Below are 25,693 nucleotides of genomic sequence, written 5' to 3' on the forward strand. Positions count from 1 at the left end.
TTGTGTCGTTTACCCGGTGCTCAAAGCGCAAATTGCGCTGTTAAAACGAGCATTGCAGCGGAATCGGCTGTTGCACCCGCTGAATCGGCTTTTCAGCTCTGTAAGTCGGGCCTGCCCTCGGCGCAAAGGGGCAGGCCAGAGCGGTCTCACGCGCGCTTTTTGTGCTGTGCGCGTGGCTGCTGGGCCAGGCGTGCGAACAGGTCTTTCGGGTCGGCCAGGTCCGGCACCAACTCCAACTCGCTGCCCACATCCAGAGCCTTGGCCACGTCGAGCACGTAGCGCAGGGCCGAGTAGTCTTCGATGGCAAAACCTACCGAGTCGAACAGGGTGATCTGGCGCTCATTCTCGCGGCCGGCTACCTGGCCGTTGATCACCTGCCACAGCTCGGTCACCGGCGAGTCTTTCGGCATGTGCTGGATCTCACCTTCGATACGGCTTTGCGGCTCGTACTCGACGATGACCCGGGCGCGCTCGACGATGCGTCGGTCCAGCTCGGTCTTGCCCGGGCAGTCGCCGCCCACGGCGTTGAGGTGCATGCCGGGTTCGATCATGTCGTCGGTGAGGATGGTCGCGTAGGCCTTGTCTGCGGTCACGGTGGTGACGATATCCGCGCCCTTGACCGCTTCCGCCACGCTGCCGGCCAGGATCACCCTGATCGCCGGGAAGGCCTTGAGGTTGGCTGCCAGTTTGGCAGTGGCCTTGGCGTCGATATCGAACAGGCGGATTTCGTTGATGCCGAGCATGGCGTGGAAGGCCAGGGCCTGAAACTCGCTCTGCGAGCCGTTGCCGATCAACGCCATGCTGCGGCTGTTGTCTCGGGCCAGGTAACGCGCGACCAGCGCCGAGGTGGCGGCGGTGCGAATGGCGGTAGTCAGGGTCATTTCTGCCAGCAGCACTGGTTTGCCGGTGTCCACGTCGCCCAACGCACCGAACGCCATGACGGTGAGCATTCCGGCGAGGGTGTTTTTTGGGTGGCCGTTGACGTACTTGAAGGCGTACAGCGACGCGTCTGACACCGGCATCAACTCGATCACGCCATCCGGCGAGTGGTTGGCCAGGCGCGCGCACTTTTCAAAATCCTGCCAGCGCAGGTAGTCAGCGCGAATGTACTCGGCCATCTCGGTGATGCAGGTTTGCAGGCCTTTTTGCGAGACCAGGTAGCTGAGGTCGTTGACGTCGATATAGCGGGTCATGGCAAGACTCCTTATTGAAATGAGGGGCGGGCGGGCAGGTGCACTTCCGCGAGCATGCAGCGGGCACTGCCGCCGCCGATGCGTTCGATGTTGTCGATATTCACCACCACAGGCCGCGTATGGCGTTCCACATGCTGGCGCTGGGCCGGTTGCAGTGCGCACCAGGCGCTGGCAGACATCACCAGCAGCGGCTGGCCGTCGCGGTCGTGGACTTCAAGCATGTTGCCGGCGAAGGCTTCCAATTGGTCGAAGTCGAGGGCGAGGATGTCCTTGCCGGTGTCGCGCAGGGAGCGTTCCAGGGCCAGGCGTTCGTTTTGGTCGGGCAGGGCTTGCAGGCACACCACCGACAGGTCGCGGCCGACGCTCATCATCACGTTGCTGTGGTAGATCGGCGCGTGTTGGCGGTCAACCGCATGGAATACGCAGAGCCGGTAGTCGAGGCGTTCGGCGAATTCGCGCAGCGCATCCTGATGGGTGCGTCCGGAGTGGCAGGCGTAGCTGATGCGGTGTTGGCGGTCGAGCACCATGCTGCCGGTGCCTTCGAGGAATATGTTCTGTTGTTCGAGATGGCTGAGGTCGATGGTGCTGTTGATCGCAAAACGTTGCTCCAGCACTTGCAACACACCCTTGTTGCGCTCCAGTCGTCGGTTCTGGCCTTCCATCGGGTACAGCACCAGGCTGCCGTCGGCGTGGCTGCTCCACCAGTTGTTGGGGAAGATTGAGTCGGGAGTGTGGGGCGCCAGAGTGTCCTGCACCACCAGCACTTCCACGCCGTGCTGGCGCAGGGTGTCGACATAACCGTCGAACTCTTCCAGCGCTTTCTGCTGTGCGCTGAGCGGGTCAAGGGGCGGGCGTTGAAAGCGGTTGTTGATCGCAGTGTCCGGGTTGAAGGCAAAGCGCGCCGGGCGAATCATCAAGACGGTGTTGGTGGTTTGCATGGGTGCACGGATCCATGAGTAAGGCGGTGAACAAAGATGCAGTGGGGCTATTTTGTGGCTTGTGCGGGATGAATCCCGGCTGAAACCCAGGGGCGGCTCAGCCGGGAAAGCTGAAAAGGGGGGTAGGCCAGCCGAATCGGCTGCGAGAGGTGGAATGCGGTCAAAATGCGGGAGGGGCAAGCCACTCCCACATTGGTACAGTAGCGACTGTTATAGCGCCGTCAGCCAGGAGGAATCATGTCTACCGCCGTTCGTCTCGCCCAACCCACCGATGCCGAAGGGATCAGCCAGGTCATCCTGGCGGCCCTGCACAGCAGCAATGCGCGGGATTACCCGGCGGACGTGATTGCCCGTGTGGCGAGCAACTTCACGCCGGACGCGGTGTTGACCTTGCTCAAGCGCCGTATCGTGCTGGTGGCGATTGAGGATCAGAGGGTGGTCGCCACGGCGGCACTTGATGCCAATGTGGTGCGCTCGGTGTTCGTCAACCCGACCTTGCAAGGGCAGGGCATTGGCCGGTTGCTGATGATGGAAATCGAACTACGCGCCCGCGAAGCAGGAGTCACCGTATTAAGTGTGCCGTCTTCGCTGACCGCCGAGCCGTTCTACACCAAGCTGGGGTTTCACACGGTGCGCGATGTTTACCATGGCAACGAGCGCACGCTGGTGATGGAAAAGACGTTGTCATCGCGCTACCCCATCGGGCCATATCGCGATCGTCCGCATCGCGCGCAGGTGATTGAGCTATGGCAGGCGGCGTTTGGTTATGACACGGCCCATAACCTGCCGAGCCTGGCGATCGATAAGAAGCTGGCGGTCAATGACGGGTTGTTCTTCGTGGCGACGGATAAAAAAACCGTGATCGGCACCATTCTCGCCGGGTACGACGGGCATCGTGGTTGGCTCTATTCGGTGGCGGTGCACACGGACTACCGGCGTCATGGCCTGGGCTCTTCGCTGGTGCGGCATGCGGAACAGGCGTTGACGGCGCTGGGCTGCATGAAGATCAACCTGCAGATCACCAGTGGCAATGAGGCGGTGGCGGGGTTTTACGAGGCGCTGGGGTATGGGGTGGAGGCGAGGGTCAGCATGGGGAAGAAGATTGCCGAGAATATTCCGAAAGAATCTTGAATACGCCGGAGAGCAAATGTGGGAGGGGGCTTGCTCCCGATGGCGATGTATCAGTCAACAGATTCATTGACTGACCCACTGCTATCGGGGGCAAGCCCCCTCCCACATGGGATATGCGTTGAGGCTGTTAGACCTTCACGATCCAACCCGCTGGTGCTTCGACGTCGCCGGTCTGCACACCGGTCAGCTCTTTGTAGAGCTTCTGGGTGATCGGGCCGACTTCGGTTTCGCTGTGGAACACATGCAGGTTGCCGTTGTACTGGATGCCGCCGATCGGCGAGATCACCGCAGCAGTACCGCAGGCGCCGGCTTCCTTGAAGTCAGCCAGCTTGTCGATGAACACTTCGCCTTCGACCACTTCCAGGCCCAGGCGGGTCTTGGCCAGTTCGATCAGCGACAGGCGGGTGATGCCTGGCAGCACCGAAGGCGACTTCGGCGTGATGAACTTGTTGTCGTGGGTGATCCCGAAGAAGTTGGCCGAGCCGACTTCTTCGATCTTCGAGTGGGTCATCGGGTCCAGGTAGATCGCATCGGCGAAACCGGATTTTTTCGCTTCAGAGCCCGGCATCAAGCTGGCCGCGTAGTTGCCGCCCACTTTCGCAGCACCGGTGCCTTGTGGCGCAGCGCGGTCGAAGGTGGAGATCTGGAAGTTGTGTGGCACCAGGCCGCCCTTGAAGTAGGCACCGACCGGAATGCAGAACACCGAGAAGATGAACTCCGGCGCGGTACGCACGCCGATGTTGTCACCGGTACCGATCACGAACGGGCGCAGGTACAGCGCGCCGCCACTGCCGTACGGCGGGATGAAACGCTCGTTGGCCTTGACCACCTGTTTGCAGGCGTCGATGAACACGTCGGTCGGCACATGGGGCATCAGCAGGCGGGCGCAGCTGCGTTGCATGCGCGCGGCGTTCTGGTCCGGACGGAACAGGTTGATCGAGCCGTCCTTGCAGCGGTAGGCCTTGAGGCCTTCAAAGCACTGCTGGCCATAGTGCAGAGCGGTGGAGCCCTCACTGATGTGCAGCACGTTGTCGTCAGTCAGGGAGCCTGCTTGCCACTCGCCGTCTTTAAAGGTCTGGATATACCGTTTGTCGGTCTTGATGTAGTCAAAACCCAGCTTGTCCCAATTGATGCTTTCGTTACCCATGACACCCTCTATCTTTGGTCAAGTCGGTTTTTTTCTGAATGGGCGCAACAATACTTCATTCTTGGCTTGTGTGGGAGCCACTGCGTGGACGCCTTCAGCCTCTGTATTGACCGATCCACCGCTATCGGGGGGCAAGCCCCGTCCCACATGTGGAATGCATTCCCCTGTGGGAGGGGCGGTGCGACGATTCGACTTGCCCCCGATGGCCTCACCACGGTTTTACAGATGCAACGCGTGGCCCAATGCGCGCAGCGCAGCTTCCTGCACCGCCTCGCCGAGCGTCGGATGAGCGTGGATGGTGCCGGCTACATCCTCCAGGCGCGAACCCATTTCCAGGCTCAGGCCGAACGCAGTGGACAGCTCAGATACACCCACACCCACGGCCTGCCAGCCGACAATCAGATGATTGTCACGCCGCGCCACCACTCGCACGAAGCCGGTTTTCGACTCCAGGGTCATCGCCCGGCCGTTGGCTGCGAAGGGGAAACTCGACACGATGCAGTCCAGGCCGGCGGCCTTGGCTTCATCGGGCGTCTTGCCGACCACCACCAGTTCCGGGTCGGTAAAGCACACCGCCGGGATTGCCGCCGGGTTGAATTCGCGGTGTTGACCGCTGATCAGTTCGGCAACCATTTCGCCCTGGGCCATGGCGCGGTGGGCGAGCATCGGCTCGCCGCTCAAGTCGCCGATGGCGTACACATTGCGCATGCTGGTCTGGCAACGGCTGTCGATCTTGATTGCCGCGCCATTCATCGCCAGGTTCAGCGCTTCAAGGTTCCAGCCTTGGGTGTTGGGTTTGCGACCCACGGCCACCAGGACCTGATCGGTCTTCAGCGACACCGTGTCGCCGTTCGGATCACGCACTTGCAGGCAGTTGTCGGCAAACCCGGTGACGCTGTGCTTGAGGTACAGCTTCACCCCCAGTTGCTTGAGAGATTCGTTCACCGGCTGGGTCAGCTCGGCGTCGTAAGCCGGCAGGATGCGATCCTGGGCCTCGACCACACTCACCTCAGCACCCAGCTTGCGGTAGGCAATCCCCAGCTCAAGGCCAATGTAGCCGCCGCCCACCACAATCAGGCGCTTGGGCACCCGGGTCGGCGCCAGGGCTTCGGTGGAGGAGATGATCGGCCCGCCAATTGGCAGCATCGGCAGGTTGACGCTTTTCGAACCGGTGGCCAGCAGCAGGTGTTCGCACTGGATGCGCTGGTCGCCAACGTCGACGGTCTTGCCGTCCACCACCTTGGCCCAGCCGTGGATCACCTGCACTTTGTGCTTTTTAAGCAGTGCGGCGACGCCAGTGGTCAGGCGGTCGACGATGCCGTTTTTCCATTCAACGCTTTTGCGGATGTCCAGGGTCGGCACATCCACTTCGATACCCAGTTGCGAACCCTGGCTATGGTGGATGGTTTGCTGAAACTGCTCGGCCACATGGATCAAGGCCTTGGACGGAATGCAGCCGATGTTCAGGCAGGTGCCGCCCAACGCCTGGCCTTCCACCAGGATGGTCGGTATGCCCAGTTGGCCGGCGCGAATGGCTGCCACATAACCGCCAGGGCCGCCGCCGATAATCAGCAGCGTGGTATGCAATGTCTGAGTCATGCCCTTACTCCAGGAACAGGCTGGCGGGTTGTTCGAGCAGGCCGCGAATGGCCTGGATGAATTGCGCCGCGTCCATGCCATCGACCACGCGGTGATCGAAGGAGCTGGAGAGGTTCATCATTTTGCGAATCACGATCTGGCCCTTGATCACCATCGGCCGCTCAACGATACGGTTGACGCCAACGATGGCCACCTCCGGCAAGTTAAGCACCGGGGTGCTGACGATGCCGCCCAAGGCGCCCAGGCTGGTCAAGGTAATGGTCGAACCCGACAACTCGTCACGACTGGCCTTGCCATTGCGCGCGGCCGTGGCCAAACGCGCGATTTCCTCGGCATTGCCCCACAGGCTGCGGGCTTCGGCGTGACGCACCACCGGCACCATCAAGCCCACGTCGCTCTGGGTGGCGACGCCCACATGCACCGCGCCGAGGCGGGTGATGACCTGGGCTTCGTCGTCATAACGCGCGTTGATCTGCGGGAAATCCCGCAGCGCCACGACCATGGCGCGCACGATAAACGGCAGTAACGTCAGCTTGCCGCGCGTCGCGCCATGCTTCTCGTTGAGGTGCACGCGCAGCTCGTCGAGGGCGGTGACGTCGATCTCTTCCACATAGCTGAAGTGCGCGGCACGGCGGGTGGCGTCCTGCATGCGCTGGGCAATCTTGCGGCGCATGCCGATCACCGGGATCTGTTCTTCGGTGTTGCGTTCGGCGTAAGGGTTGGCTGCCGTCGAAGCGTTTGACGCCCCTTGTTGCAGGTAGGCATCGAGGTCTTCGTGCAGGATCCGCCCGGCGGGGCCGGAGCCCTGGACCAGCCGCAGTTGAATTCCGGCATCCAGCGCATGCTTGCGCACGGCGGGGGAGGCCAGGGGGCGTTCATCGGCATCGCGGGCCACAGGGGCCTGTGCGGTCACGACGGGCGCGGGCTTGCTTTCAACCACTGGTGTAGGTTTGGCCTCGACAACGGGAGCAGCTTTCACCGGCTCCGCCACCACGGGCGCCTCCTTGGCGTTGCCCGCACCTTCTACTTCAATGCTGATCAGAATACTGCCCACGGCCATCACTTCACCCGGCTCGCCGCCAAGGGAAATCACTTTGCCGTGCACCGGCGAGGGAATATCCACCATCGCCTTGTCGGTCATCACATCCGCCAGCACCTGGTCTTCGACGACCATGTCGCCGACCTTCACATGCCAGACCGACAGTTCAACTTCCGCGATGCCTTCGCCAATGTCCGGCATCTTGATAACGTGCGTGCCCATTCAGACCTCCATGACCCGTTTCAACGCCGCGCCCACTCGGGACGGGCCTGGGAAATACGCCCACTCCTGCGCGTGCGGGTAAGGGGTGTCCCAACCGGTGACGCGTTCGATCGGCGCTTCCAGGTGGTGGAAGCAATGCTCTTGCACCAGCGCCACCAACTCGGCACCAAAACCGCAGGTGCGGGTGGCTTCGTGTACCACCACGCAACGGCCGGTCTTCTTCACGGATTTGACGATGGTCTCCAGGTCCAGCGGCCACAGGCTACGCAGGTCGATGACTTCGGCGTCGATGCCGGTTTCTTCGGCAGCGACTTGGGACACATACACGGTGGTGCCGTAGGTCAGCACGGTGACTGCCGAACCCGGACGCACAATGGCGGCCACGTCCAGCGGCACGGTGTAGTAACCGTCCGGCACCTGCGCTTGCGGGTGTTTCGACCACGGGGTTACCGGGCGGTCGTGATGGCCGTCGAACGGGCCGTTGTACAGGCGTTTAGGCTCAAGGAAGATCACCGGGTCATCGTTTTCGATCGAGGCGATCAGCAGGCCCTTGGCGTCATAGGGGTTGGACGGCATCACCGTGCGCAGGCCGCAGACCTGGGTGAACACCGCTTCGATGCTCTGGCTGTGGGTCTGGCCGCCGTAGATGCCGCCGCCGCAGGGCATGCGCATGGTCAGCGGTGCCGTGAACTGGCCGGCCGAGCGATAACGCAGGCGCGCCGCTTCGGAGATGATCTGGTCGGTGGCGGGGTACACATAGTCGGCAAACTGAATCTCAGCCACCGGGCGCAGGCCATAGGCACCCATGCCCACGGCCACGCCGATAATGCCGCTTTCCGAGATCGGTGCGTCGAACACCCGCGAGCTGCCGTACTTGGTCTGCAAGCCTTCGGTGCAACGGAACACACCGCCGAAGTAACCCACGTCCTGGCCGAACACCACCACGTTGTCATCACGTTCAAGCATCACATCCATGGCCGAGCGCAGGGCCTGGATCATGGTCATGGTGGTGGTGGTCATGGCGGTTTCCAATTCGATGCTGTTGTTGTGATCGTTCATGTCAGACCCCCAACTCTTGACGCTGGCGCTTCAAGTGCTCCGGCATCTCTTTATAGACGTCTTCGAACATGGTCGCGGCGCTTGGAATCTGGCCACCGGCCAGGGTGCCGTACTGTTCGGCCTGTTTCTGCGCGGCGATCACCTCGGCTTCAAGTTCAGCACTGACCGCCGCGTGTTCCTCTTCGGACCACTGGCCAATCTTGATCAGGTGCTGTTTGAGACGAGCAATCGGATCGCCCAACGGGAAGTGGCTCCAGTCATCGGCGGGGCGGTATTTGGACGGATCATCGGACGTGGAGTGCGGACCGGCACGGTAGGTGACCCACTCGATCAGGCTCGGGCCGAGGTTGCGCCGCGCACGTTCAGCGGCCCAGGCGGAGGCAGCGTACACGGCGATAAAGTCGTTGCCGTCCACGCGCAGGGAAGCGATGCCGCAACCGACGCCGCGTCCGGCGAAAGTGGTGGCTTCACCGCCGGCGATGGCCTGGAAGGTGGAGATAGCCCATTGGTTGTTGACCACGTTGAGAATCACCGGCGCGCGGTACACGTGGGCAAAGGTGAGGGCGGTGTGGAAGTCGGATTCGGCGGTGGCGCCGTCGCCGATCCAGGCCGAGGCGATCTTGGTATCGCCCTTGATCGCCGAGGCCATGCCCCAGCCCACGCCCTGAACGAATTGGGTGGCGAGGTTGCCGGAAATGGTGAAGAAGCCGGCGTCTTTCACCGAATACATGATCGGCAACTGGCGACCCTTGAGCGGGTCGCGCTCGTTGGACAGCAGCTGGCAGATCAGGTCCACCAGTGGCACTTCGCGGGCCATCAGGATGCTTTGCTGGCGGTAGGTGGGGAAGCACATGTCGTCGATGTTCAAGGCCAGGGCCTGGGCGCTGCCGATGGCTTCTTCGCCGAGGCTTTGCATGTAGAACGACATTTTTTTCTGACGCTGTGCGACCACCATGCGGTTGTCGAAGATGCGCGTCTTGAGCATCGCACGCATGCCTTTGCGCATGATGTCAGTGGAGACGCCTTCGGCCCACGGTCCCAAGGCTTGGCCCTGGTCGTCGAGTACGCGGATCAGGCCCTTGGCCAGGTCGGCGGTGTCGGCGGGTTCTACGTCGATGGCGGGTTTTCGCACCAGGCCGGCGTCGGTCAGGCGCAGGTAGGTGAAGTCGGTCTTGCAGCCTGGTCGGCCCGAGGGTTCAGGGACGTGCAGGCGCAGTGGTTCGTACTGCTGGGTCATGGCTTCTACGCTCGATCTTGTGAATTTCTTGTAGTGGGCGCGCTAGCTGACAGTCAGTCTTCGGGTAGAAGAAATCTTGTCCTACAACAATCATAGGCGTGGCGTAGAAGAATATTTATCTCTGTTTCGTTGCGCCTGGGATCAATTGCGGATAAAAAACCTGCATAAACATAATAAACAGGTGATTTTGTCTCATGCGCAAACTGGACCGTACCGATATCGGCATTCTCAACGCTCTGCAGGAGAATGCCCGCATCACCAACGCCGACCTGGCCCGCTCGGTCAACCTGTCGCCCACGCCGTGTTTCAATCGGGTCAAGGCGATGGAGGAATTGGGCCTGATTCGCGAGCAGGTCACGCTGCTCGACGCCGATTTACTGGGGCTGCACGTCAACGTGTTTATCCATGTGAGCCTTGAAAAGCAGAACGAACTGGCGTTGCAGCAGTTCGAAGGCGCGATTTCCGACCGGCCCGAGGTGATGGAGTGCTATTTGATGGCCGGTGATCCGGACTATTTGATTCGGGTGTTGGTGCCGACGATCCAGTCGCTGGAGCGGTTCATGATGGACTTTCTGACCAAGGTACCGGGGGTGGCGAATATCCGCTCCAGTTTTGCCCTCAAACAAGTGCGTTACAAAACAGCATTGCCGCTGCCAAGAGATGGACTGATGGTCTAATAAAGTGGCGCGGTTTCCCTTGGCACGTTAATAGTTAGCTAGACAACTAAACTCGCTATTTAAATATTTAGGGTTGCCAATAAAAAAATACCTAATTAGTCACGTATTTTTCACGTCTGGTTTAACACATTAATCCCCATCAGGCCGTGAAGTTCGCGGCCCAGGAAAGGGGTGCGCCGCGATGTCCATGAGAGCCTTGAAGCTGAACTTCCGTACCACACTTTGTTTTGGTGTGGTGTGTCTTTTGCTGTTGATCCAAGGAGCAATGACGCTGATAAAAGTCGATAAAGTCTATTCATCGACGGTTGAAATCGAATCTAACTGGCTTCCCAGTATTCGTTCGGCAGGTGAAATAGATTCGGCTTTTTACAAACTGCGTCTTGATCTACGCCGCTATGCCATGGATATCGGGCGCCAGGATCCGGCCTCCCTTGAGAAGCTCAAAGCGACGCGCAAGGAAGCCCTTGATATTGCAGAGCGTTATGCGCCGTTAGTCTCAAGCCCCGAAGAACAAGCCAAGTACAACGACGCATTGACCGGCATAAAGAACTACAGCCAGAAGATGGATGAGTTCCTCGCGCAAGCCTCCACGCTGTCCGCTGAACAGATGTCGACTTATTTGCGTGACGTCAACGGGCCGATTGCCCTTGATGTACAGCGTTCCATCAGCGAGTTGATCGCGTTGAATTCCGGTGGCTCCAATACGGCGGTTCAGGTGGCTTCCAGCGAATATGACGCGGCGCGTCTGTTCACTTGGATATTGATGGGCACCTCCTTGATGATCACCGTCGTGGTTGCAAGCCTGTTTACCCGCAGCATCATTACTCCAGTCCGCGAACTGTTGGTATCGACCGGCAAGATTGCTGACGGCGATCTGCGCGTGGCGATTGCCATCAATGGCAACGACGAGTTGACCGAGTTGCAACGATCTACCGCGTCTATGCAAATGAACCTGAAAAGCACCTTGCAGCATATCTCGGAAGCGTCCGGGCAATTGGCTGCGGCGGCGGAGGAGATGAGCGCCATTACCCGCGAGTCCAGCGCCGGTATTGAACGCCAAAGCATGGAAACCGATCAGGCCGCGACGGCGGTTAACGAAATGACGGCGGCCGTGGAAGAAGTGGCGCGCAATGCGGTGTCGGCTTCCCAGTCCACACAGGATTCCCAGCGCTCGGCCAAAGTCGGCCAGGAGCGTGTGAAGCAAACCATCGCCTCCATCGAGAAGCTCAGCGCCACGGTGCAGCAGACCGGCGTCGAAGTCGAAGGGCTGGCCAAGCAGGCCCAGGATATTGCCCGAGTGGTTGAAGTGATCCGTTCAATTGCCGAGCAAACCAACCTGCTGGCCTTGAACGCTGCCATTGAGGCGGCCAGGGCAGGGGAGCAGGGCCGAGGCTTTGCGGTCGTCGCCGACGAAGTACGGGCATTGGCCCATAGAACCCAGACCTCGACCCAGGAAATCGAGCAGATGATCGCGAAAATCCAAACATGCTCCAGCGAAGCGGTGTCTTCCATGGCCCTTAACCGCAACGAAGCAGTGGATTCATTGAAGATCGCCCATGAAGCGGGTGCCGCGATTACTCAGATCACCGACGCCATTACCGACATCAATGACCGCAACCTGTTGATCGCCACGGCCTCTGAAGAACAGGCCCATGTGGCCCGCTCGGTGGACCAGAACCTGATCAGCATCCGTGATCTTTCCATTCAGAGTTCTTCGGCGGCCGGGCAGACGTCGATTGCCAGCCAAGAGCTGTCGCGGCTGGCGGTGGACCTCAAGCAGATCGTGTCGAAATTTGCCGTAGCCTGATCACACCTGCGTAACACCCTCGGAACATTCAATGGCATGGACGCCATGCGGGGCGGCTTTAGAGCTGGTTCAACGGAATCTTCAAGTAAACCACCCCGTTTGCCTCCGCTGGCGGCATATGACCGGCCCGCACATTCACTTGGATCGCCGGCAACAACAGCGTGGGCATCCCCAGCCCAGCATCGCGTTGGGTGCGCATCGCCACAAACGTCGCTTCATCCACTCCGTCATGCACATGAATATTGCCCGCTCGCTGCTGCGCCACGGTCGTCAGGCATTTTGCCTCGCGACCCTCGGGCGGGTAGTCATGGCACACGTACAGCTGCGTGTCGGGAGCGAAGGCCAACAGCTTGCGCATCGACGCATACAGCTGTCGCGCATCGCCGCCAGGGAAGTCGCAGCGGGCCGTGCCGACATCGGGCATGAACAGGGTGTCGCCGACCAGGATCAATCGATCCTCGATCAGATAAGCCATGTCCGCCGGGGTGTGGCCGGGCACGTGCAGCGCCTGGGCCTTGAGGTTGCCGATGTGAAAGATTTCATCCGGCGCAAACAGGTGGTCGAACTGCGAGCCGTCGACGCGAAATTCCGGCTCCAGGTTGAACAGGTTCTTGAACACGCCTTGCACCTTGCTGATCGACTGACCAATGGCGATCTTGCCGCCCACTGTCCGGCGCAGGTACGGCGCGGCGGACAGGTGGTCGGCATGGGCGTGTGTCTCCAACAGCCACTGCACTTGCAAGCTGTGCTCACGCACAAAGGCAATAACCTTGTCGGCCTGGGCGGTGTCAGTACGCCCGGAAGCCGGGTCGTAGTTGAGGACCGAATCGACGATGGCACAGGGGCCGCCGTCCGTTTCATAGACGACGTAGGTGTAGGTCGACGACGTCTCGTCCAGAAAGGAATGAATCAACGCTGACATGACGGCTGCCCCTGATGCTGAAAAAAGTGATTACAATCACTTTACATTTACACATAATGTTTTGAGCTTAAGTGAGGCAAAGGACCCGAGGCAAATGGAATCTACTCTGAGTGAAGGCGAAGTCGCCCAGTTGCGCGCGTCGGCGTCCAAGGCCTGTGCGTTGCTCAAGGCCCTGGCCAATGAGGATCGCCTGTTGATCCTGTGCCAGTTGACCCAGGGCGAGCGCAACGTCGGCGAGCTGGAAACCATGACCGGTGTGCGCCAGCCCACCTTGTCACAACAGTTGGGCATCTTGCGCGACGAAGGGTTGGTCGCCACCCGTCGGGAAGGCAAGTACATCTTCTACGGGCTGGCCAGCCACGAAGTGATCCAAGTGATGAAAACCCTGTCCGGGCTGTACTGCGGCGCGGTCATAAAAAGCTGGGCGTGACGCCATACGGCAACGACCCTTGTGTGCATTGACGATAAAAGGCATCAGACCATGACCGAACAACACTGGGGCCCATCCATCAGTGGCGATATCGTTGTCATCGGCGGCGGTTCGGCTGGCATCGGCCTGCTGGCCAGCCTGCTCAAGCGCGACCCCGACCTGAACATCACCCTCATCGAACCCAACGACCACCATTGCTACCAGCCGGCCTGGACCCTCGTGGGCGGCGGCGCCTATGACCTGAAAAAGACCCGCCGCCCGTTGGCCGACGTGCTGCCTAATGGCGTCACCTGGATACAGGCAGCGGTCAGCGAGGTGCTGCCGGACGAGCAAACCCTCTTACTCGACAGCGGCCAGCGCGTGAGTTGGCAGCATCTCATCGTGTGTCCCGGCCTGCGCCTGGCCTGGGAGGCTATCGAGGGCTTGCAAGACACCCTCGGTCAGCACGGCGTCACCTCCAACTACAGCTACGAATACGCCGCCTACACCTGGCAGTTGGTGCAGCAGTTGAAGGGCGGCAAGGCGATCTTCACCCAGCCGGCCATGCCGATCAAATGCGCCGGCGCGCCGCAGAAAGCCATGTACCTGTCCTGCGATCACTGGCTCAAGCAGGGCCGTCTCAAGCACATTGATGTGGAATTCAACCTGGCCGGCGCGGCGCTGTTCGGGGTGGCGACCTTTGTGCCGCCGTTGATGAAGTACGTTGAAAAATACAACGCGCGCCTGGCGTTCAATTCCAATCTGGTGAAAGTTGACGGTCCGGCACGCAAGGCCTGGTTTGCAGTGAAAGACGCCGAGGGCAATACAACGGTTGAAGAGAAATCCTTCGACCTGCTGCACGTCGTCCCGCCGCAAGTCGCCCCGGACTTTATCCGCCAAAGCCCGCTGGCCGACGCCGCCGGTTGGTGTGAAGTGCACCCCCATACCCTGCAACACCTGCACTACCCGCACATCTTCGGCCTGGGCGATGTGTGCGGCACCACCAACGCCAAGACCGCCGCCGCTGTGCGCAAGCAGATCGTGGTGGTTGCCGAAAACCTGCTGGCCCTGCGTAAGCAAGCAACCTTGCCGCTCAAGTACGACGGCTACGGGTCCTGCCCGCTGACGGTGGAGAAGGGCAAGGTGGTGCTTGCCGAGTTCGGCTACGGCGGCAAGTTGCTGCCGACCTTCGCCCTCGATCCGACCAAGGCGCGCCGTTCGATGTGGTTCCTCAAGGCTACGCTGCTGCCGTGGTTCTACTGGAACGGCATGCTCAAGGGCCGCGAGTGGCTGACCCGTCTGAGCAAGGTGGACTGAATGCTGCTGGCCAGTGTGTTGGGTGTGTTGATGGGCCTTGTCATGGGCCTGACCGGTGCGGGCGGCGGCATCCTTGGGGTGCCGGCGTTGGTGCTGGGATTGGGCTTGAGCATGACCCAGGCCGCGCCGGTGTCTTTGCTGGCGGTGGGCGCGGCGGCGGCCGTCGGTGCGATTGATGGCTTGCGCCACGGCCTGGTGCGTTACCGCGCCGCGCTGCTGATCGCCTTGCTCGGCGCGCTGTTTTCGCCGCTGGGGGTGTTTCTTGCTCACCAAATGACGGAACCGGTGCTGATGGGCTTGTTCAGTGCGCTGATGGTGCTGGTGGCCTGGCGCATGTTGCAGCGTGAAAAGGTCGAGGCCGGGCCGAGTGATCACGGCGCCGCCTCCTGGGGCCAGAAGAACTGCATGCTCAATCAACAGACTGGACGCCTGGCCTGGACCGCCAAATGCAGCGCCACCCTGGCCGCGCTCGGCGCCGTGACCGGTGCGGTCTCCGGTTTGCTCGGCGTGGGCGGAGGCTTCCTGATCGTGCCGGCGTTCAAACAACTCACCGACGTACAGATGCGCGGCATCGTCGCCACCTCGTTGATGGTGATCAGCCTGATCTCGCTGATCGGCGTGGCCGGTGCCTTGCATGCCGGTGTGAGCATCGAACCGGTGGGCTGGGTGTTTATCGCCGCCAGTATCGTCGGCATGCTGGTCGGCCGGCGCCTGTGTTCCGTGATCCCCGCGCGCACCTTGCAGGTGGGGTTTGCCAGTCTGTGTGTACTGGTGGCTGTGGGCATGTTGGCCAAGGCCGGTCTTACGCACTAAGTGCCGGGCCTGTGACTGGGCCCGTCTTACACCAGAGTTGCCGGGCACCCGCTGCCCGTCCAAAGCACCCTGAAACCACGGCCAAGGCAGCGTAGGCCGTGGCCTGGCGCTTTTCGATAATCGCCTCCGACATCAAGTCCCCGTTGCGGAGCGCGCCATGCATAACAATAAAAATCTCCCCCTGCGTCTGTTACCTGCTTTTATCGTCGGCCTTAGCCTCAGCCCGTTCGCTGACGCCGAAATCATGCTGTACGACAAGGACGAAACCACCTTTTCCACCGACGGCTACATCAACGCTTTCTACGTCAACAGTGACGTGGACCGCGCCGGCGACCAATACGACCGCCGCCAATCCCGGGTGAAGATGGGTTTTCTGCCCAACTACTTGGGCTTCAACATGGGCAAGCAGGTCGACGACCTCAAGCTCGGCGCCCGCGCCTCGTTCTGGGTGACGATCAACGACAGCGAAACCAACGGCACCGACACCGCCATCGATGTGCGCCAGTTTTACGGCACCGTGGCGAACCCAGAGTGGGGCGAAGTGCTGATCGGCAAGGACTTCGGCCTGTTCGCCCGTTCCAATATCCTGCTCGATGAACTGCTCGCCGGTTACGGCCAGGTCAGCGACAGCCTTGGCCTGGTGGACGGCGGCGGTGTGTCGTTCGGCAATATCGGCAGCGGCTACCCGTACCCGTTCCCCACCTCGCAGATTACCTACCGCACTCCAATGATGGACGGCCTGCGCGTGGCTGTAGGCATCATGGACCCGGTGGACACCAACGACAGCAGCGCACTGGGCAAGGCCTACCAGAAGAACCCGCGCACCGAGAGCGAGATCACCTACCAGTTCGACCTGGGCGGGGCGAAGATCTACAGCTGGCTCAATGGCAGCTACCAGACTTCGGACAACACCGACTCCAGCGTCGAATCGGTGACGTCCAAAGGCCTGGGCTATGGCGTACAGGCGAAAATCGGCGGCTTGTCGCTGACCGGTTCGGGCTTCCAGGCCAAGGGCATCAACCCGTTCTTCACCAACAATGCCGGGGAAGCCACCCTGCGCAATGTGGACAGCAACGGTTACCTGGTGCAAGGCTCGTACAAAGTGGGCAAGAACCGTCTGGCGCTGTCCTACGGCAAGACAGAGGACGACGGCAACGGCGTGGTGGGCAGCGGGGCGGATTATGAGACGCGCGGGATTGCGTTGTTTCATGACGTGAACGACAACCTGAAGCTGGTGGCGGAGTACAACCAATTCCAGATCAAGGGGCATGACACCCGTGCGCAGAATGAAGACACCGATACCTTTGCGGTAGGTGCAGTCCTGACGTGGTAAGCCATTCAAAAATGGGGGAGGGGCGGTGCGACGATTCGACTTGCCCCCCACAGGCAGAGGTATCTACACCTCTTTGGTGAAAACACATTCTGGGAAAATAGTGCTTTCGTGGTGAGCGGGGCAAGCCCGCTCACCACCGCGTTATGTGTCGGCTTTTAGGCAAGGTGTAGATACCTTTGCCCCGATGGGCTGGATCGGTCAGTGGAGAGACTCATCCCATCGCATCCCCCCACCCAGTACCCAAGTAGCATAGGTCCCACCCCCCGCCCTTCGTACACTCATGCCTCAGAGGGGGAACCAACGATGCATAACAGTGAAGGCGTAATCAGCGCCATGTCCCAGGCCACCGACGCCGGGCAGGCGGCTGAGGAGTTGGCCCGTCAACTGCTGCACCCTTACCTGGGGTTTGTGCTGTTTTTCTGTTCGGCCTCCTACGATTTGCAGGCGTTGGGCCAGGCCCTGCAACAGTGCTTCGGTAACGTGCGCGTGGTGGGTTGCACCAGCGCCGGCGAGATCACGCCCCAGGGCTACGGCCGCAATTGCGTGACGGCGATGGGCTTTAACCACGCGCACTTTTCCATCGCCACCGAGCTGATCGATCAGGTGGAACACTTCAGCCTGATCGACGCCCAGCAGATGGTCGAACGCCTGGTCGGCGGTTGCCGCAGCAATACCCTGGCGCCGATCAAGGGCAACACGTTCGCCCTGACCCTGCTCGATGGCCTGTCCAGCCGTGAAGAGGTGGTGCTCGCGGCCCTCAGCGCCGCGCTTGGCGACATTCCGCATTTTGGCGGTTCGGCCGGCGACGACAACTTCCTCACCCACACCCACGTGTACTTTAACGGCGCCTTCCACAGCGGCGCGGCGGTGGTGGTGTTGGTCAATACCTGGCTGGACTTCGAGGTGTTTACCACCCACCACATTCTGCCGCGCAGTGAAAAGCTGGTGGTGACCGGCGCCGACAGCCCGTCGCGCCGGGTCTTCGAGCTCAACGCCGAACCTGCCGCCGAAGAGTACGCGCGGCATATCGGCGTGGCCGTGGCCGATCTCGATCACCGCGTGTTCGCGGCGCACCCGCTGGCGGTGCGCATCCACGATCAGTATTACGTACGCGCGATCCAGCAAGTGCACGACGACTTGAGCCTGAGTTTCTACTGCGCCGTGGAAAACGGCATCGTCCTCACCGTGATGAAGCCCGGGCCGATCCTGCCGAACCTGCAAACGCTGTTCGACGGCCTGCAAGCGCGCCTTGGCGACCTGCTGTTGACCATCGGCTGCGACTGCTTCCTGCGCCGCCTTGAGCTGGAAGACAGTGACAATCTGGAACAGATCGGCGGCTTCCTGCGTGACCAGCGGGTGATGGGGTTCAACACCTACGGAGAACAGTTCAATGGCATGCATATCAACCAGACCTTCACCGGGGTCGCCATTGCCCGAGGCCGGCGCTGAACTGCTCGCCCAGGTTGCCCAGCTGCAACAGGACAACCACAAGCTGGCGCGGATCAACGCCGCGCTGATCGAGCGCATCGAGTCCGGCGTGACCCAGGGCAACAACCCCTACACCACCTTCCAGCATTCGGTGGTACTGGCCGAGCAAGTGCGTGAACGCACCGACGCGCTGAACCAGGCGATGGCCGAACTCAAGGCCAGCAACCACTTGCTGATCAACGCCCGGCTGCGTGCCGAAACTCTGCGCGGCGAACAGGTGGCGGCGCAGAAAGCCCAGGAAAGCGAGCGCTGGATTCGCTTGATCACCGACCACGTTCCGGCCCTGATCGGCTACCTGAATGCTGACCTGGTCTACGAGTTCACCAACAAAGTCTACGAAGAATGGTACTGCTGGCCGCGCGGCATGATGCTCGGCCAGAGCCTGCGCGAGGTCCACAGCGAACAGCACTGCCAGCGCCTGGACGCCTACGTCGCCCGCGCCTTGGCGGGGGAGAGCGTGACCTTTGAATTCGCCGAGACCAATATCAATAACCAGGAGCGCTACATGCTGCGCTCCTATGTCCCCAATCTGCTGGCCAGTGGCGAAGTGGTGGGGATCTTTGTGCTGATCCGCGACATCACCGAACGCCGCCGCACCGCCGAGGCCCTGCATCAGGCCTATCAACACTTGGAGCAGCGTGTCGCCCAGCGCACCTCGGAACTCACTGCGCTTAACGACCAGTTGCTCAAGGAAATCGACGAGCGCCGCCGCATGGAAACCCGCCTGCGCGAAGCCAAGCTCGAAGCCGAACAGGCCAACCTGTCGAAAACCAAATTCCTCGCCGCCGTCAGCCACGACCTGCTGCAACCGCTGAACGCTGCGCGATTATTCACCAGCGCTTTGCTCGAACGCCCCAGCGAACAGTTGGTGCGCAACGTGAGCAATTCCCTGGAAGACGTGGAAAACCTGCTGGGTACTCTGGTGGATATTTCCAAGCTGGATGCCGGAGTGATCAAGGCCGACATCGCACCGTTTGCCCTGAGTGAATTGCTCGACAACCTGGCTGCCGAATACACCGAATTGGCCCGCAGCGAGGGCCTGGAGCTGCATTTTGTCGGCTGCTCGGCGCTGGTGCGCAGTGATATTCAGTTGCTGGCGCGGATTCTGCGCAACCTGCTGAGCAATGCGATTCGCTATACCTACAAAGGGCGTGTGGTGCTGGGATGTCGCCGCCAGCACCAGCGCCTGTCGATCCAGGTGTGGGACAGCGGCATGGGCATTGCCGAGGAGCGGCTGGAGGAGATTTTTCAGGAGTTCAAACGCGGCGATGTGCAGCGTCCGGACCAGGACCGCGGGTTGGGCCTGGGGCTGGCGATCGTGGAAAAAATCGCGGGGATACTGGGTCATCGCATCAGCGTCAAATCCTGGCCGGGCCAGGGCTCGATGTTCTCGGTGGAGGTGCCGTTGAGCGCCACGGCACCCAAGTCACTGCCGATGCTGGCCATGAGCGAACCGATGCTCGAACGCCTGCAAGGCGCACGGGTGTGGGTGCTGGATAACGACGCGGCGATCTGCGCGGGCATGCGCACCTTGCTGGAAGGCTGGGGCTGCCGGGTGATTACCGCGTTGTCGGAACAGGATTTGGCACGGCAGGTGGACAACTACCATGCCGAAGCCGACTTGCTGATCGCCGACTATCACCTCGACGACGACCAGAACGGTGTAGATGCCGTGGCACGCATCAACGCACGCCGGGCCAGTGCAATCCCGGCGCTGATGATCACCGCCAACTACAGCAATGAGTTGAAGCAACAGATCCGCGAATTGGGGCACACCTTGATGCACAAGCCAGTACGCCCGATGAAACTCAAGACCGCCATGAGCCACCTGCTCGGTCGGCCCTGACAAACGGAGATCAAGTGTGGGAGGGGGCTTGCCCCCGATGGCGGTGTTTCAGCCAAGTAGATGCCGACTGACCCACCGCTATCGGGAGCAAGCCCCCTCCCACATTTTATTTGTGTTGTGTCTGGAAGATTGGCGGCTCTGGTACGGCCAATGAAGCTCAAGACCGCCACGAGCCACCCCTCGGTCGGCCCTGACAAACGGAGATCAAGTGTGGGAGGGGGCTTGCCCCCGATGGCGGTGTTTCAGTCAAGTAGATGTCGACTGACCCACCGCTATCGGGAGCAAGCCCCCTCCCACATTTGACCGGTGTTGTGTTTGGAGGATTGGCGCCGCAGGTTCGGCCAATGAAGCTCAAGACCGCCACGAGCCACCCCTCGGTCGTCCCTGACAAACGTAGATCAAGTGTGGGAGGGGGCTTGCCCCCGATGGCGGTGTTTCAGCCAAGTGGATGCCGACTGATCCACCGCTATCGGGAGCAAGCCCCCTCCCACATTTGACCGGTGTTGTGTCTGGAGGATTGGCGGCGCAGGTACGGCCAATGAAGCTCAAGACTGCCATGAGCCACCCCTCGGTCGGCCCTGACAAACGTAGATCAAGTGTGGGAGGGGGCTTGCCCCCGATGGCGGTGTTTCAGCCAAGTAGATGCCAACTGACACACCGCTATCGGGAGCAAGCCCCCTCCCACATTTTATTTGTGTTGTGTTTGGAGGATTGGCGCCGCAGGTACGGTCGATGAAGCTCAAGACTGCCACGAGCCACCTGCTCGGTCGGCCCTGACAAACGGAGATCAAGTGTGGGAGGGGGCTTGCCCCCGATGGCGGTGTTTCAGCCAAGTGGATGCCGACTGACCCACCGCTATCGGGAGCAAGCCCCCTCCCACATTTATTTGTGTTGTGTCTGGAGGATTGGCGCCGCAGGTTCGGCCGATGAAACTCAATACTGCCACGAGCCACCTGCTCGGTCGTCCCTGACAAACGTAGATTAAGTGTGGGAGGGGGCTTGCCCCCGATGGCGGTGTTTCAGCCAAGTAGATGCCGACTGACCCACCGCTATCGGGAGCAAGCCCCCTCCCACATTTTATTTGTATTGTGTCTGGAGGATTGGCGGCTCTGGTACGGCCAATGAAGCTCAAGACCGCCACGAGTCACCTGCTCGGTCGGCCCTGACAAACGTAGATCAAGTGTGGGAGGGGGCTTGCCCCCGATGGCGGTGTTTCAGCCAAGTAGATGCCGACTGACCCACTGCTATCGGGAGCAAGCCCCCTCCCACATTTGACCGGTGTTGTGTCTGGAAGATTGGCGCGCAGGTACGGCCGATGCAACTCAAGACTGCCACGAGCCACCTGCTCGGTCGTCCCTGACAAACGTAGATCAAGTGTGGGAGGGGGCTTGCCCCCGATGGCGGTGTTTCAGTCAAGTAGATGCCGACTGACCCACCGCTATCGGGAGCAAGCCCCCTCCCACATTTGACCGGTGTTGTGTCTGGAGGATTGGCGGCTCTGGTACGGCCAATGAAGCTCAAGACCGCCACGAGCCACCTGCTCGGTCGTCCCTGACAAACGGAGAACCAATGTGGGAGGGGGCTTGCCCCCGATGGCGGTGTTTCACCCAAGTAGATGTCGACTGACCCACCGCTATCGGGAGCAAGCCCCCTCCCACATTTGACCGGTGTTGTGTCAGGCGGGTCAGCGGCGCAGGTATGAGCCGAAATCGATATCCCCGGCACTGAGGATCGCCTGCACCCGGTTGTGCACGTTCAACTTGCGCAGGATCGCCGACACGTGGGCCTTCACCGTGGTTTCGGCAATCTCCAGGGTGTAGGCGATCTGCTTGTTCGACTCGCCCTTGGTCATCCGCTCCAGCACCAGCAATTGCTTGCGTGTCAGGGCTTGCAGCAGTTCGGGGGCGAAGCCGGGGTTTTCGTTGAGGCGCCGGTGGGTGCCGGGCTTCTGGGTGCGGATGATGTCCGGCGGCAGGTACACGTTGCCGTTGAGAATCTGCTGGATCGCCTCGGTCATTTGCAGGCGTGGCGAGGACTTGGTGATAAAACCCACGGCGCCATAGGTGATGGCTTGCAGCACGATCTGCTTGTCCTGCTCGGCCGAGACGATCACCACCGGAATGGTCGGCGCCTCGTTGCGCAGGTTGATCAGGCCATTGAGGCCGTGCATGCCGGGCATGTTCAGGTCCAGCAGGATCAGGTCGAGGTCGTCGTGTTCCTGGGTCAGCGCCAGGGCGCTGTCCAGGTCGGCGGTTTCCATCACTTCGCTGCCGGGAAAGCCGTCGCTGATGACGTTATGGATCGCTTCGCGAAACAGTGGGTGATCGTCGGCAATCAGGATTTTGTACATGGCCGTTCACCTTTCTTATTGTGATGTTTGAAATGGCTCGGGTTGGGCGACCGTCACCGGCAGCTTCGCCGCCTCCCAGGCATCCAGACCGTCGCGATACCAGTACACAGAGGTATAGCCGAGGTTGGCGGCACGTTTTACCGCGTTCCAACTCAGCCAGCAATCGGAGCGGCAATAGAAGACCAACGGTCGCGTGAGGTCGCCGCCGCTGTAGGCATACAGGTGGCGCACGAAATAGCTTTGCCACTCCGGCGTGAGGTCGCCGTCGCCGGTATTGGCCAGCCAGTGGCTGCCGGGCAGGTTGGCGTGGGGCTGGTCTTCGATGAAGCGGCCTTGCAGCCATTGGCGGCGGTACACATCGATCAGCACCGGCGCCGGGCTTTGGCCGAGCAGGTTTTGCAGGGCCGCGGTGTCGACAATCGTGGCGCCAGGCAGGTGGTCGGGCGTGGGGCTGCGGTACAGGCTGATGCGGTAGCCGTCGGCGGAAAACAGTGGGGTGTCGGCCTGGACGTGGGCGACGAACAGGCACAGCAGTGCCAACATAGGCAGTCGGGCGTGCAGCATGGCAGGGCGATCCTTATCGTTATGCGCGCATTACACGTGAGTCCCGAGCCCTTGGGAATGCGACGATAGACAGGAAAACCAGTACCAAAGTAGTAGTTTTATCGGCTTCAGCCTTTTTTGCGCAGTACGGCATGCTGGGGATTGAAGGTCAGCACCGCCAGCAGCGTGAACAACAGGGTCAACCCCAGGCACACCGCCAGGGCCAGGCCGGCGAAGCGTTCATACAGGGCAAAGCGCACCAGTTCCACGGCGTGGGTAAACGGGTTGACCGCGCACAGCCAGTACAGCCATTCGCTGGAGTCGCGCATCTTCCACAGCGGGTACAACGCCGACGACAGGAAAAACAGCGGGAAAATCACGAAATTCATCACCCCGGCAAAGTTCTCCAATTGGCGAATCGCGTTCGACAGCAGAAGGCCCAATGCACTGAGCATCAACGCCACCAGCAGCAACGCCGGCAGGGCAGTCAACAGGCCCATGGCTGGCGGTTGCACGCCGTAGACCCAGGCAATCGCCAGGAATCCGTATACCTGCAACAGCGAGATCAATGCCGTGGCCAACAGTTTGCTGCACAGCAAAAACGTGCGCGGCAACGGGCTGGTCAGTAACACGCGCATGCTGCCCATCTCGCGGTCGTAGACCATCGACAACGAGCCCTGCATGCCGTTGAACAGCAGGATCATGCAGGCCAGTCCCGGAATGATGTAGACCTCGTAGGGGATGTAGGTGTCGTAGGGCTCGATCACCGAGATGCCCAACGCGGCACGGAACCCGGCGGCGAACACCACCAGCCACAGCAACGGGCGCACGAGGGCGCTGAGAAAGCGCGTGCGCTGCAACACAAAACGCAGCCACTCACGCAGCACGATGCCGCGCAGGCATTGCCAGTAAGCGTTCATGCGGCGGCTCCCGTCACAGTGGGTCGGGTCAATCGGGCGAACACACTGCCCAGGTCGCCGCCTTGTTGCTGGATCAACTCATCAACTTGCCCGCTGGCCACCAGGCGGCCTTGGTGCAGAATCATCAGTGCATCGTTGGCCTGCACTTCGTCGAGCAAGTGAGTGGTCCACAGCACGCTGATGCCGTGCTCGGCGCACAGGTTGCGCACGTGCTGGTTCAGCGCCAGGCGGCTGGCGGGGTCGAGGCCGACGCTGGCTTCGTCGAGCAACAGCACGCGCGGTTCGTGCAGCAGGGCGCGGGCGATTTCCACCCGGCGCCGATGCCCGCCGTTGAGTTCGCGGACTTTTTCGCGGCGGCGCTCGGTGAGGGCCTGGCGCGTCAGTTCGGCGTCGACCCGTGCGTCGGTCTGGCGCCGCGACAAACCGTGCAGCGCGGCGTGGTAGCGCAGGTTCTGCTCAACGCTCAAGTCCAGGTCCAGGGTGCTTTGTTGGAATACCACGCCCAATTGCTTAAGGGCGGCGCGCGGCGCATCGCGCAGGGAATGACCGCCCACGCGAATGTCGCCGCTTTGCAGGTCATACAGCCGCGTGAGCAGGGCGATCAAGGTGGATTTGCCGGCGCCATTGGGCCCCAGCAATGCCGCAAAACGCCCTGGCGCCAGGCTGAAACTCACCTCGCACAAGGCCTGCCGTGCGCCATAGGCGAAGCTCACGTCGCGCACCTCCAGGGCGTTCATGGCGTCACCACCACACCCCACGGGTAACGCCCGACTTTCACCGACTTGACCACCTTGAGGCTGTCCACGTCGATCACCGACACATCACCGCTCACGCCGTTGGTGGCGAGCAACTGTTTCTCGTCCGGGGTAAATGCCATCTGCCACACGCGGCGGCCCACCAACAGGTAGTCGAGAATCTCAAAGGTCTTGGCATCAATCACCGCCACATGGTTGGCCGGGCCGAGGGCGACAAAACCGTATTTGCCGTCGGCGCTGAGCTTGATGCCGACCGGCTGGACTTTGTCCGGGTGCACGCCCTTGATCTTGAAGGTCAGGGTCTTGAGGATCGCGCGGCTGGCCACGTCGAGGATGGTCACGGTGCCGCCGATTTCCGCCGAGGCCCACAGCTGCGAGCCATCGTGGTTGAACTCGACGAAGCGCGGGCGCTGGTCCACCAGGGTGCTGTCGGCCAGGGTCTGGGTGCTGGTGTCGATCCAGTGCAGCATGTTGGTGGTTTCGCTGGTGTTCACCGCCCACTTGCCGTCCGGGCTGACGGCCATACCTTCGGGTTCGACGCCGACGTTGATCTGGCCGAGCACCTTGGAGGTCTCGGTGTCGATCACGGTGACCAGCGCATCGTCTTCGTTGGACACGTACAGCCAGCGGTTATTGGGGTGCAGGGCGAACTGCTCGGGGTCTTTGCCGGAGGGCAGTTCCTTGATGATCTTGCGCGTGGCCACGTCCATCACCTGCACGCGGTCCGAGTCGCTGGCGCAGATGTACAGCAGCTTATTGTCATGGGACAGCAGCAAGCCTCGCGGGCGCTGGCCGACTTTGAGTGTGTCGGTGACTTGCAGGGTCTGCATGTCGATCAGGCTCAGGCTGTTGTCTTTCTCGTTGGAGACCCAGGCGGTACTGGCCACGGCGTGCCCGGCGGCAAGCAGCAGGGCGCATGAGAGCAGGGTGCGGCGCATGGCGGATTCC

General features: G+C 61.2%; 22 protein-coding genes. 9 read left to right on the forward strand and 13 right to left on the reverse strand.

Annotation, left to right across the window (positions count from 1 at the left end):
* Positions 1-146: 146 nt before the first annotated feature.
* Together CKW32_RS06175 and ctlX are read right to left on the reverse strand one after the other, a co-directional pair.
* Positions 147-1,193, reverse strand: coding sequence for an ornithine cyclodeaminase (locus tag CKW32_RS06175; RefSeq protein WP_095184352.1), 1,047 nt, complete (start codon positions 1,191-1,193; stop codon positions 147-149).
* Positions 1,194-1,204: 11 nt separating this feature from the next.
* A complete protein-coding gene (gene ctlX, locus CKW32_RS06180) occupies positions 1,205-2,131 on the reverse strand; it encodes a citrulline utilization hydrolase CtlX (RefSeq protein WP_095184353.1) in 927 nt (308 codons plus the stop codon).
* Positions 2,132-2,368: 237 nt separating this feature from the next.
* On the opposite strand from ctlX, the gene CKW32_RS06185 reads away from it, so the two are divergent.
* Complete coding sequence (locus tag CKW32_RS06185) at positions 2,369-3,262, forward strand: GNAT family acetyltransferase (protein ID WP_095184354.1); 894 nt, start codon at positions 2,369-2,371, stop codon at positions 3,260-3,262.
* Positions 3,263-3,389: 127 nt separating this feature from the next.
* Here the strand turns inward: CKW32_RS06185 and CKW32_RS06190 are convergent, their stop codons facing one another.
* The 5 genes from CKW32_RS06190 to CKW32_RS06210 form a co-directional block, all read right to left on the reverse strand.
* A complete protein-coding gene (locus CKW32_RS06190; RefSeq protein WP_095184355.1) occupies positions 3,390-4,409 on the reverse strand; it encodes a branched-chain amino acid aminotransferase in 1,020 nt (339 codons plus the stop codon).
* A gap of 219 nt (positions 4,410-4,628) precedes the next feature.
* Positions 4,629-6,008 carry a dihydrolipoyl dehydrogenase gene (lpdA, locus tag CKW32_RS06195; RefSeq protein ID WP_095184356.1) on the reverse strand — a complete coding sequence of 460 codons (1,380 nt, stop codon included), beginning with the start codon at positions 6,006-6,008 and terminating at the stop codon, positions 4,629-4,631.
* A 4-nt stretch (positions 6,009-6,012) separates the two neighbouring features.
* Positions 6,013-7,269, reverse strand: coding sequence for a dihydrolipoamide acetyltransferase family protein (locus tag CKW32_RS06200; protein ID WP_095184357.1), 1,257 nt, complete (start codon positions 7,267-7,269; stop codon positions 6,013-6,015).
* Positions 7,270-8,328, reverse strand: coding sequence for an alpha-ketoacid dehydrogenase subunit beta (locus tag CKW32_RS06205; RefSeq protein WP_032888135.1), 1,059 nt, complete (start codon positions 8,326-8,328; stop codon positions 7,270-7,272).
* A gap of 1 nt (position 8,329) precedes the next feature.
* Positions 8,330-9,565, reverse strand: coding sequence for a 3-methyl-2-oxobutanoate dehydrogenase (2-methylpropanoyl-transferring) subunit alpha (locus tag CKW32_RS06210; protein WP_032888133.1), 1,236 nt, complete (start codon positions 9,563-9,565; stop codon positions 8,330-8,332).
* Positions 9,566-9,759: 194 nt separating this feature from the next.
* On the opposite strand from CKW32_RS06210, the gene CKW32_RS06215 reads away from it, so the two are divergent.
* Together CKW32_RS06215 and CKW32_RS06220 are read left to right on the forward strand one after the other, a co-directional pair.
* Positions 9,760-10,242: an Lrp/AsnC family transcriptional regulator gene (locus CKW32_RS06215; RefSeq protein ID WP_015884756.1), complete on the forward strand. Its 483-nt coding sequence runs from the start codon at positions 9,760-9,762 to the stop codon at positions 10,240-10,242.
* A gap of 187 nt (positions 10,243-10,429) precedes the next feature.
* Positions 10,430-12,049 (forward strand): methyl-accepting chemotaxis protein, encoded by a 1,620-nt coding sequence (locus CKW32_RS06220; RefSeq protein WP_371853992.1) that lies wholly within the window; start codon positions 10,430-10,432, stop codon positions 12,047-12,049.
* A gap of 58 nt (positions 12,050-12,107) precedes the next feature.
* Here the strand turns inward: CKW32_RS06220 and CKW32_RS06225 are convergent, their stop codons facing one another.
* Complete coding sequence (locus CKW32_RS06225) at positions 12,108-12,971, reverse strand: MBL fold metallo-hydrolase (RefSeq protein ID WP_032888127.1); 864 nt, start codon at positions 12,969-12,971, stop codon at positions 12,108-12,110.
* 94 nt (positions 12,972-13,065) lie between these two features.
* On the opposite strand from CKW32_RS06225, the gene CKW32_RS06230 reads away from it, so the two are divergent.
* The 6 genes from CKW32_RS06230 to CKW32_RS06255 all read left to right on the forward strand — a co-directional run bounded on the left by CKW32_RS06230 (position 13,066) and on the right by CKW32_RS06255 (position 20,177).
* Positions 13,066-13,401 carry a helix-turn-helix transcriptional regulator gene (locus CKW32_RS06230; protein WP_017527038.1) on the forward strand — a complete coding sequence of 112 codons (336 nt, stop codon included), beginning with the start codon at positions 13,066-13,068 and terminating at the stop codon, positions 13,399-13,401.
* A gap of 51 nt (positions 13,402-13,452) precedes the next feature.
* Positions 13,453-14,697, forward strand: coding sequence for an FAD/NAD(P)-binding oxidoreductase (locus CKW32_RS06235; protein WP_095184359.1), 1,245 nt, complete (start codon positions 13,453-13,455; stop codon positions 14,695-14,697).
* The gene (locus CKW32_RS06240; RefSeq protein ID WP_095184360.1) at positions 14,698-15,510 is read left to right on the forward strand and encodes a sulfite exporter TauE/SafE family protein; all 813 of its coding nucleotides are present in this window, start codon (positions 14,698-14,700) and stop codon (positions 15,508-15,510) included. It abuts the gene before it with no gap.
* Positions 15,511-15,667: 157 nt separating this feature from the next.
* Positions 15,668-16,843 (forward strand): porin, encoded by a 1,176-nt coding sequence (locus tag CKW32_RS06245; protein ID WP_095184361.1) that lies wholly within the window; start codon positions 15,668-15,670, stop codon positions 16,841-16,843.
* Positions 16,844-17,146: 303 nt separating this feature from the next.
* Positions 17,147-18,292: a nitric oxide-sensing protein NosP gene (gene nosP, locus CKW32_RS06250; protein WP_032888119.1), complete on the forward strand. Its 1,146-nt coding sequence runs from the start codon at positions 17,147-17,149 to the stop codon at positions 18,290-18,292.
* Positions 18,234-20,177: a PAS domain-containing hybrid sensor histidine kinase/response regulator gene (locus tag CKW32_RS06255; RefSeq protein ID WP_050442845.1), complete on the forward strand. Its 1,944-nt coding sequence runs from the start codon at positions 18,234-18,236 to the stop codon at positions 20,175-20,177. The genes nosP and CKW32_RS06255 overlap by 59 nt, the downstream gene beginning before the upstream one ends.
* Before the next feature lie 1,684 nt (positions 20,178-21,861).
* Here the strand turns inward: CKW32_RS06255 and CKW32_RS06260 are convergent.
* From CKW32_RS06260 to CKW32_RS06280, 5 genes are all read right to left on the reverse strand, one after another.
* Positions 21,862-22,527: a response regulator transcription factor gene (locus tag CKW32_RS06260; protein ID WP_032889994.1), complete on the reverse strand. Its 666-nt coding sequence runs from the start codon at positions 22,525-22,527 to the stop codon at positions 21,862-21,864.
* Positions 22,528-22,542: 15 nt separating this feature from the next.
* A complete protein-coding gene (locus CKW32_RS06265) occupies positions 22,543-23,091 on the reverse strand; it encodes a PQQ-dependent catabolism-associated CXXCW motif protein (protein ID WP_095184362.1) in 549 nt (182 codons plus the stop codon).
* A 107-nt stretch (positions 23,092-23,198) separates the two neighbouring features.
* Positions 23,199-23,990, reverse strand: a complete 792-nt coding sequence (locus CKW32_RS06270) for an ABC transporter permease (protein ID WP_095184363.1) — start codon at positions 23,988-23,990, stop codon at positions 23,199-23,201.
* Positions 23,987-24,727: an ABC transporter ATP-binding protein gene (locus CKW32_RS06275; RefSeq protein WP_095184364.1), complete on the reverse strand. Its 741-nt coding sequence runs from the start codon at positions 24,725-24,727 to the stop codon at positions 23,987-23,989. The genes CKW32_RS06270 and CKW32_RS06275 overlap by 4 nt, the downstream gene beginning before the upstream one ends.
* On the reverse strand, positions 24,724-25,683 hold the full coding sequence (locus CKW32_RS06280) for a YVTN family beta-propeller repeat protein (protein ID WP_032889983.1): 960 nt from the start codon (positions 25,681-25,683) through the stop codon (positions 24,724-24,726). The genes CKW32_RS06275 and CKW32_RS06280 overlap by 4 nt, the downstream gene beginning before the upstream one ends.
* Between the last annotated feature and the right edge of the window lie 10 nt (positions 25,684-25,693).

The sequence above is a fragment of the Pseudomonas sp. Irchel 3H9 genome (assembly GCF_900187495.1).
GTDB classification, from domain to species: domain Bacteria; phylum Pseudomonadota; class Gammaproteobacteria; order Pseudomonadales; family Pseudomonadaceae; genus Aquipseudomonas; species Aquipseudomonas sivasensis.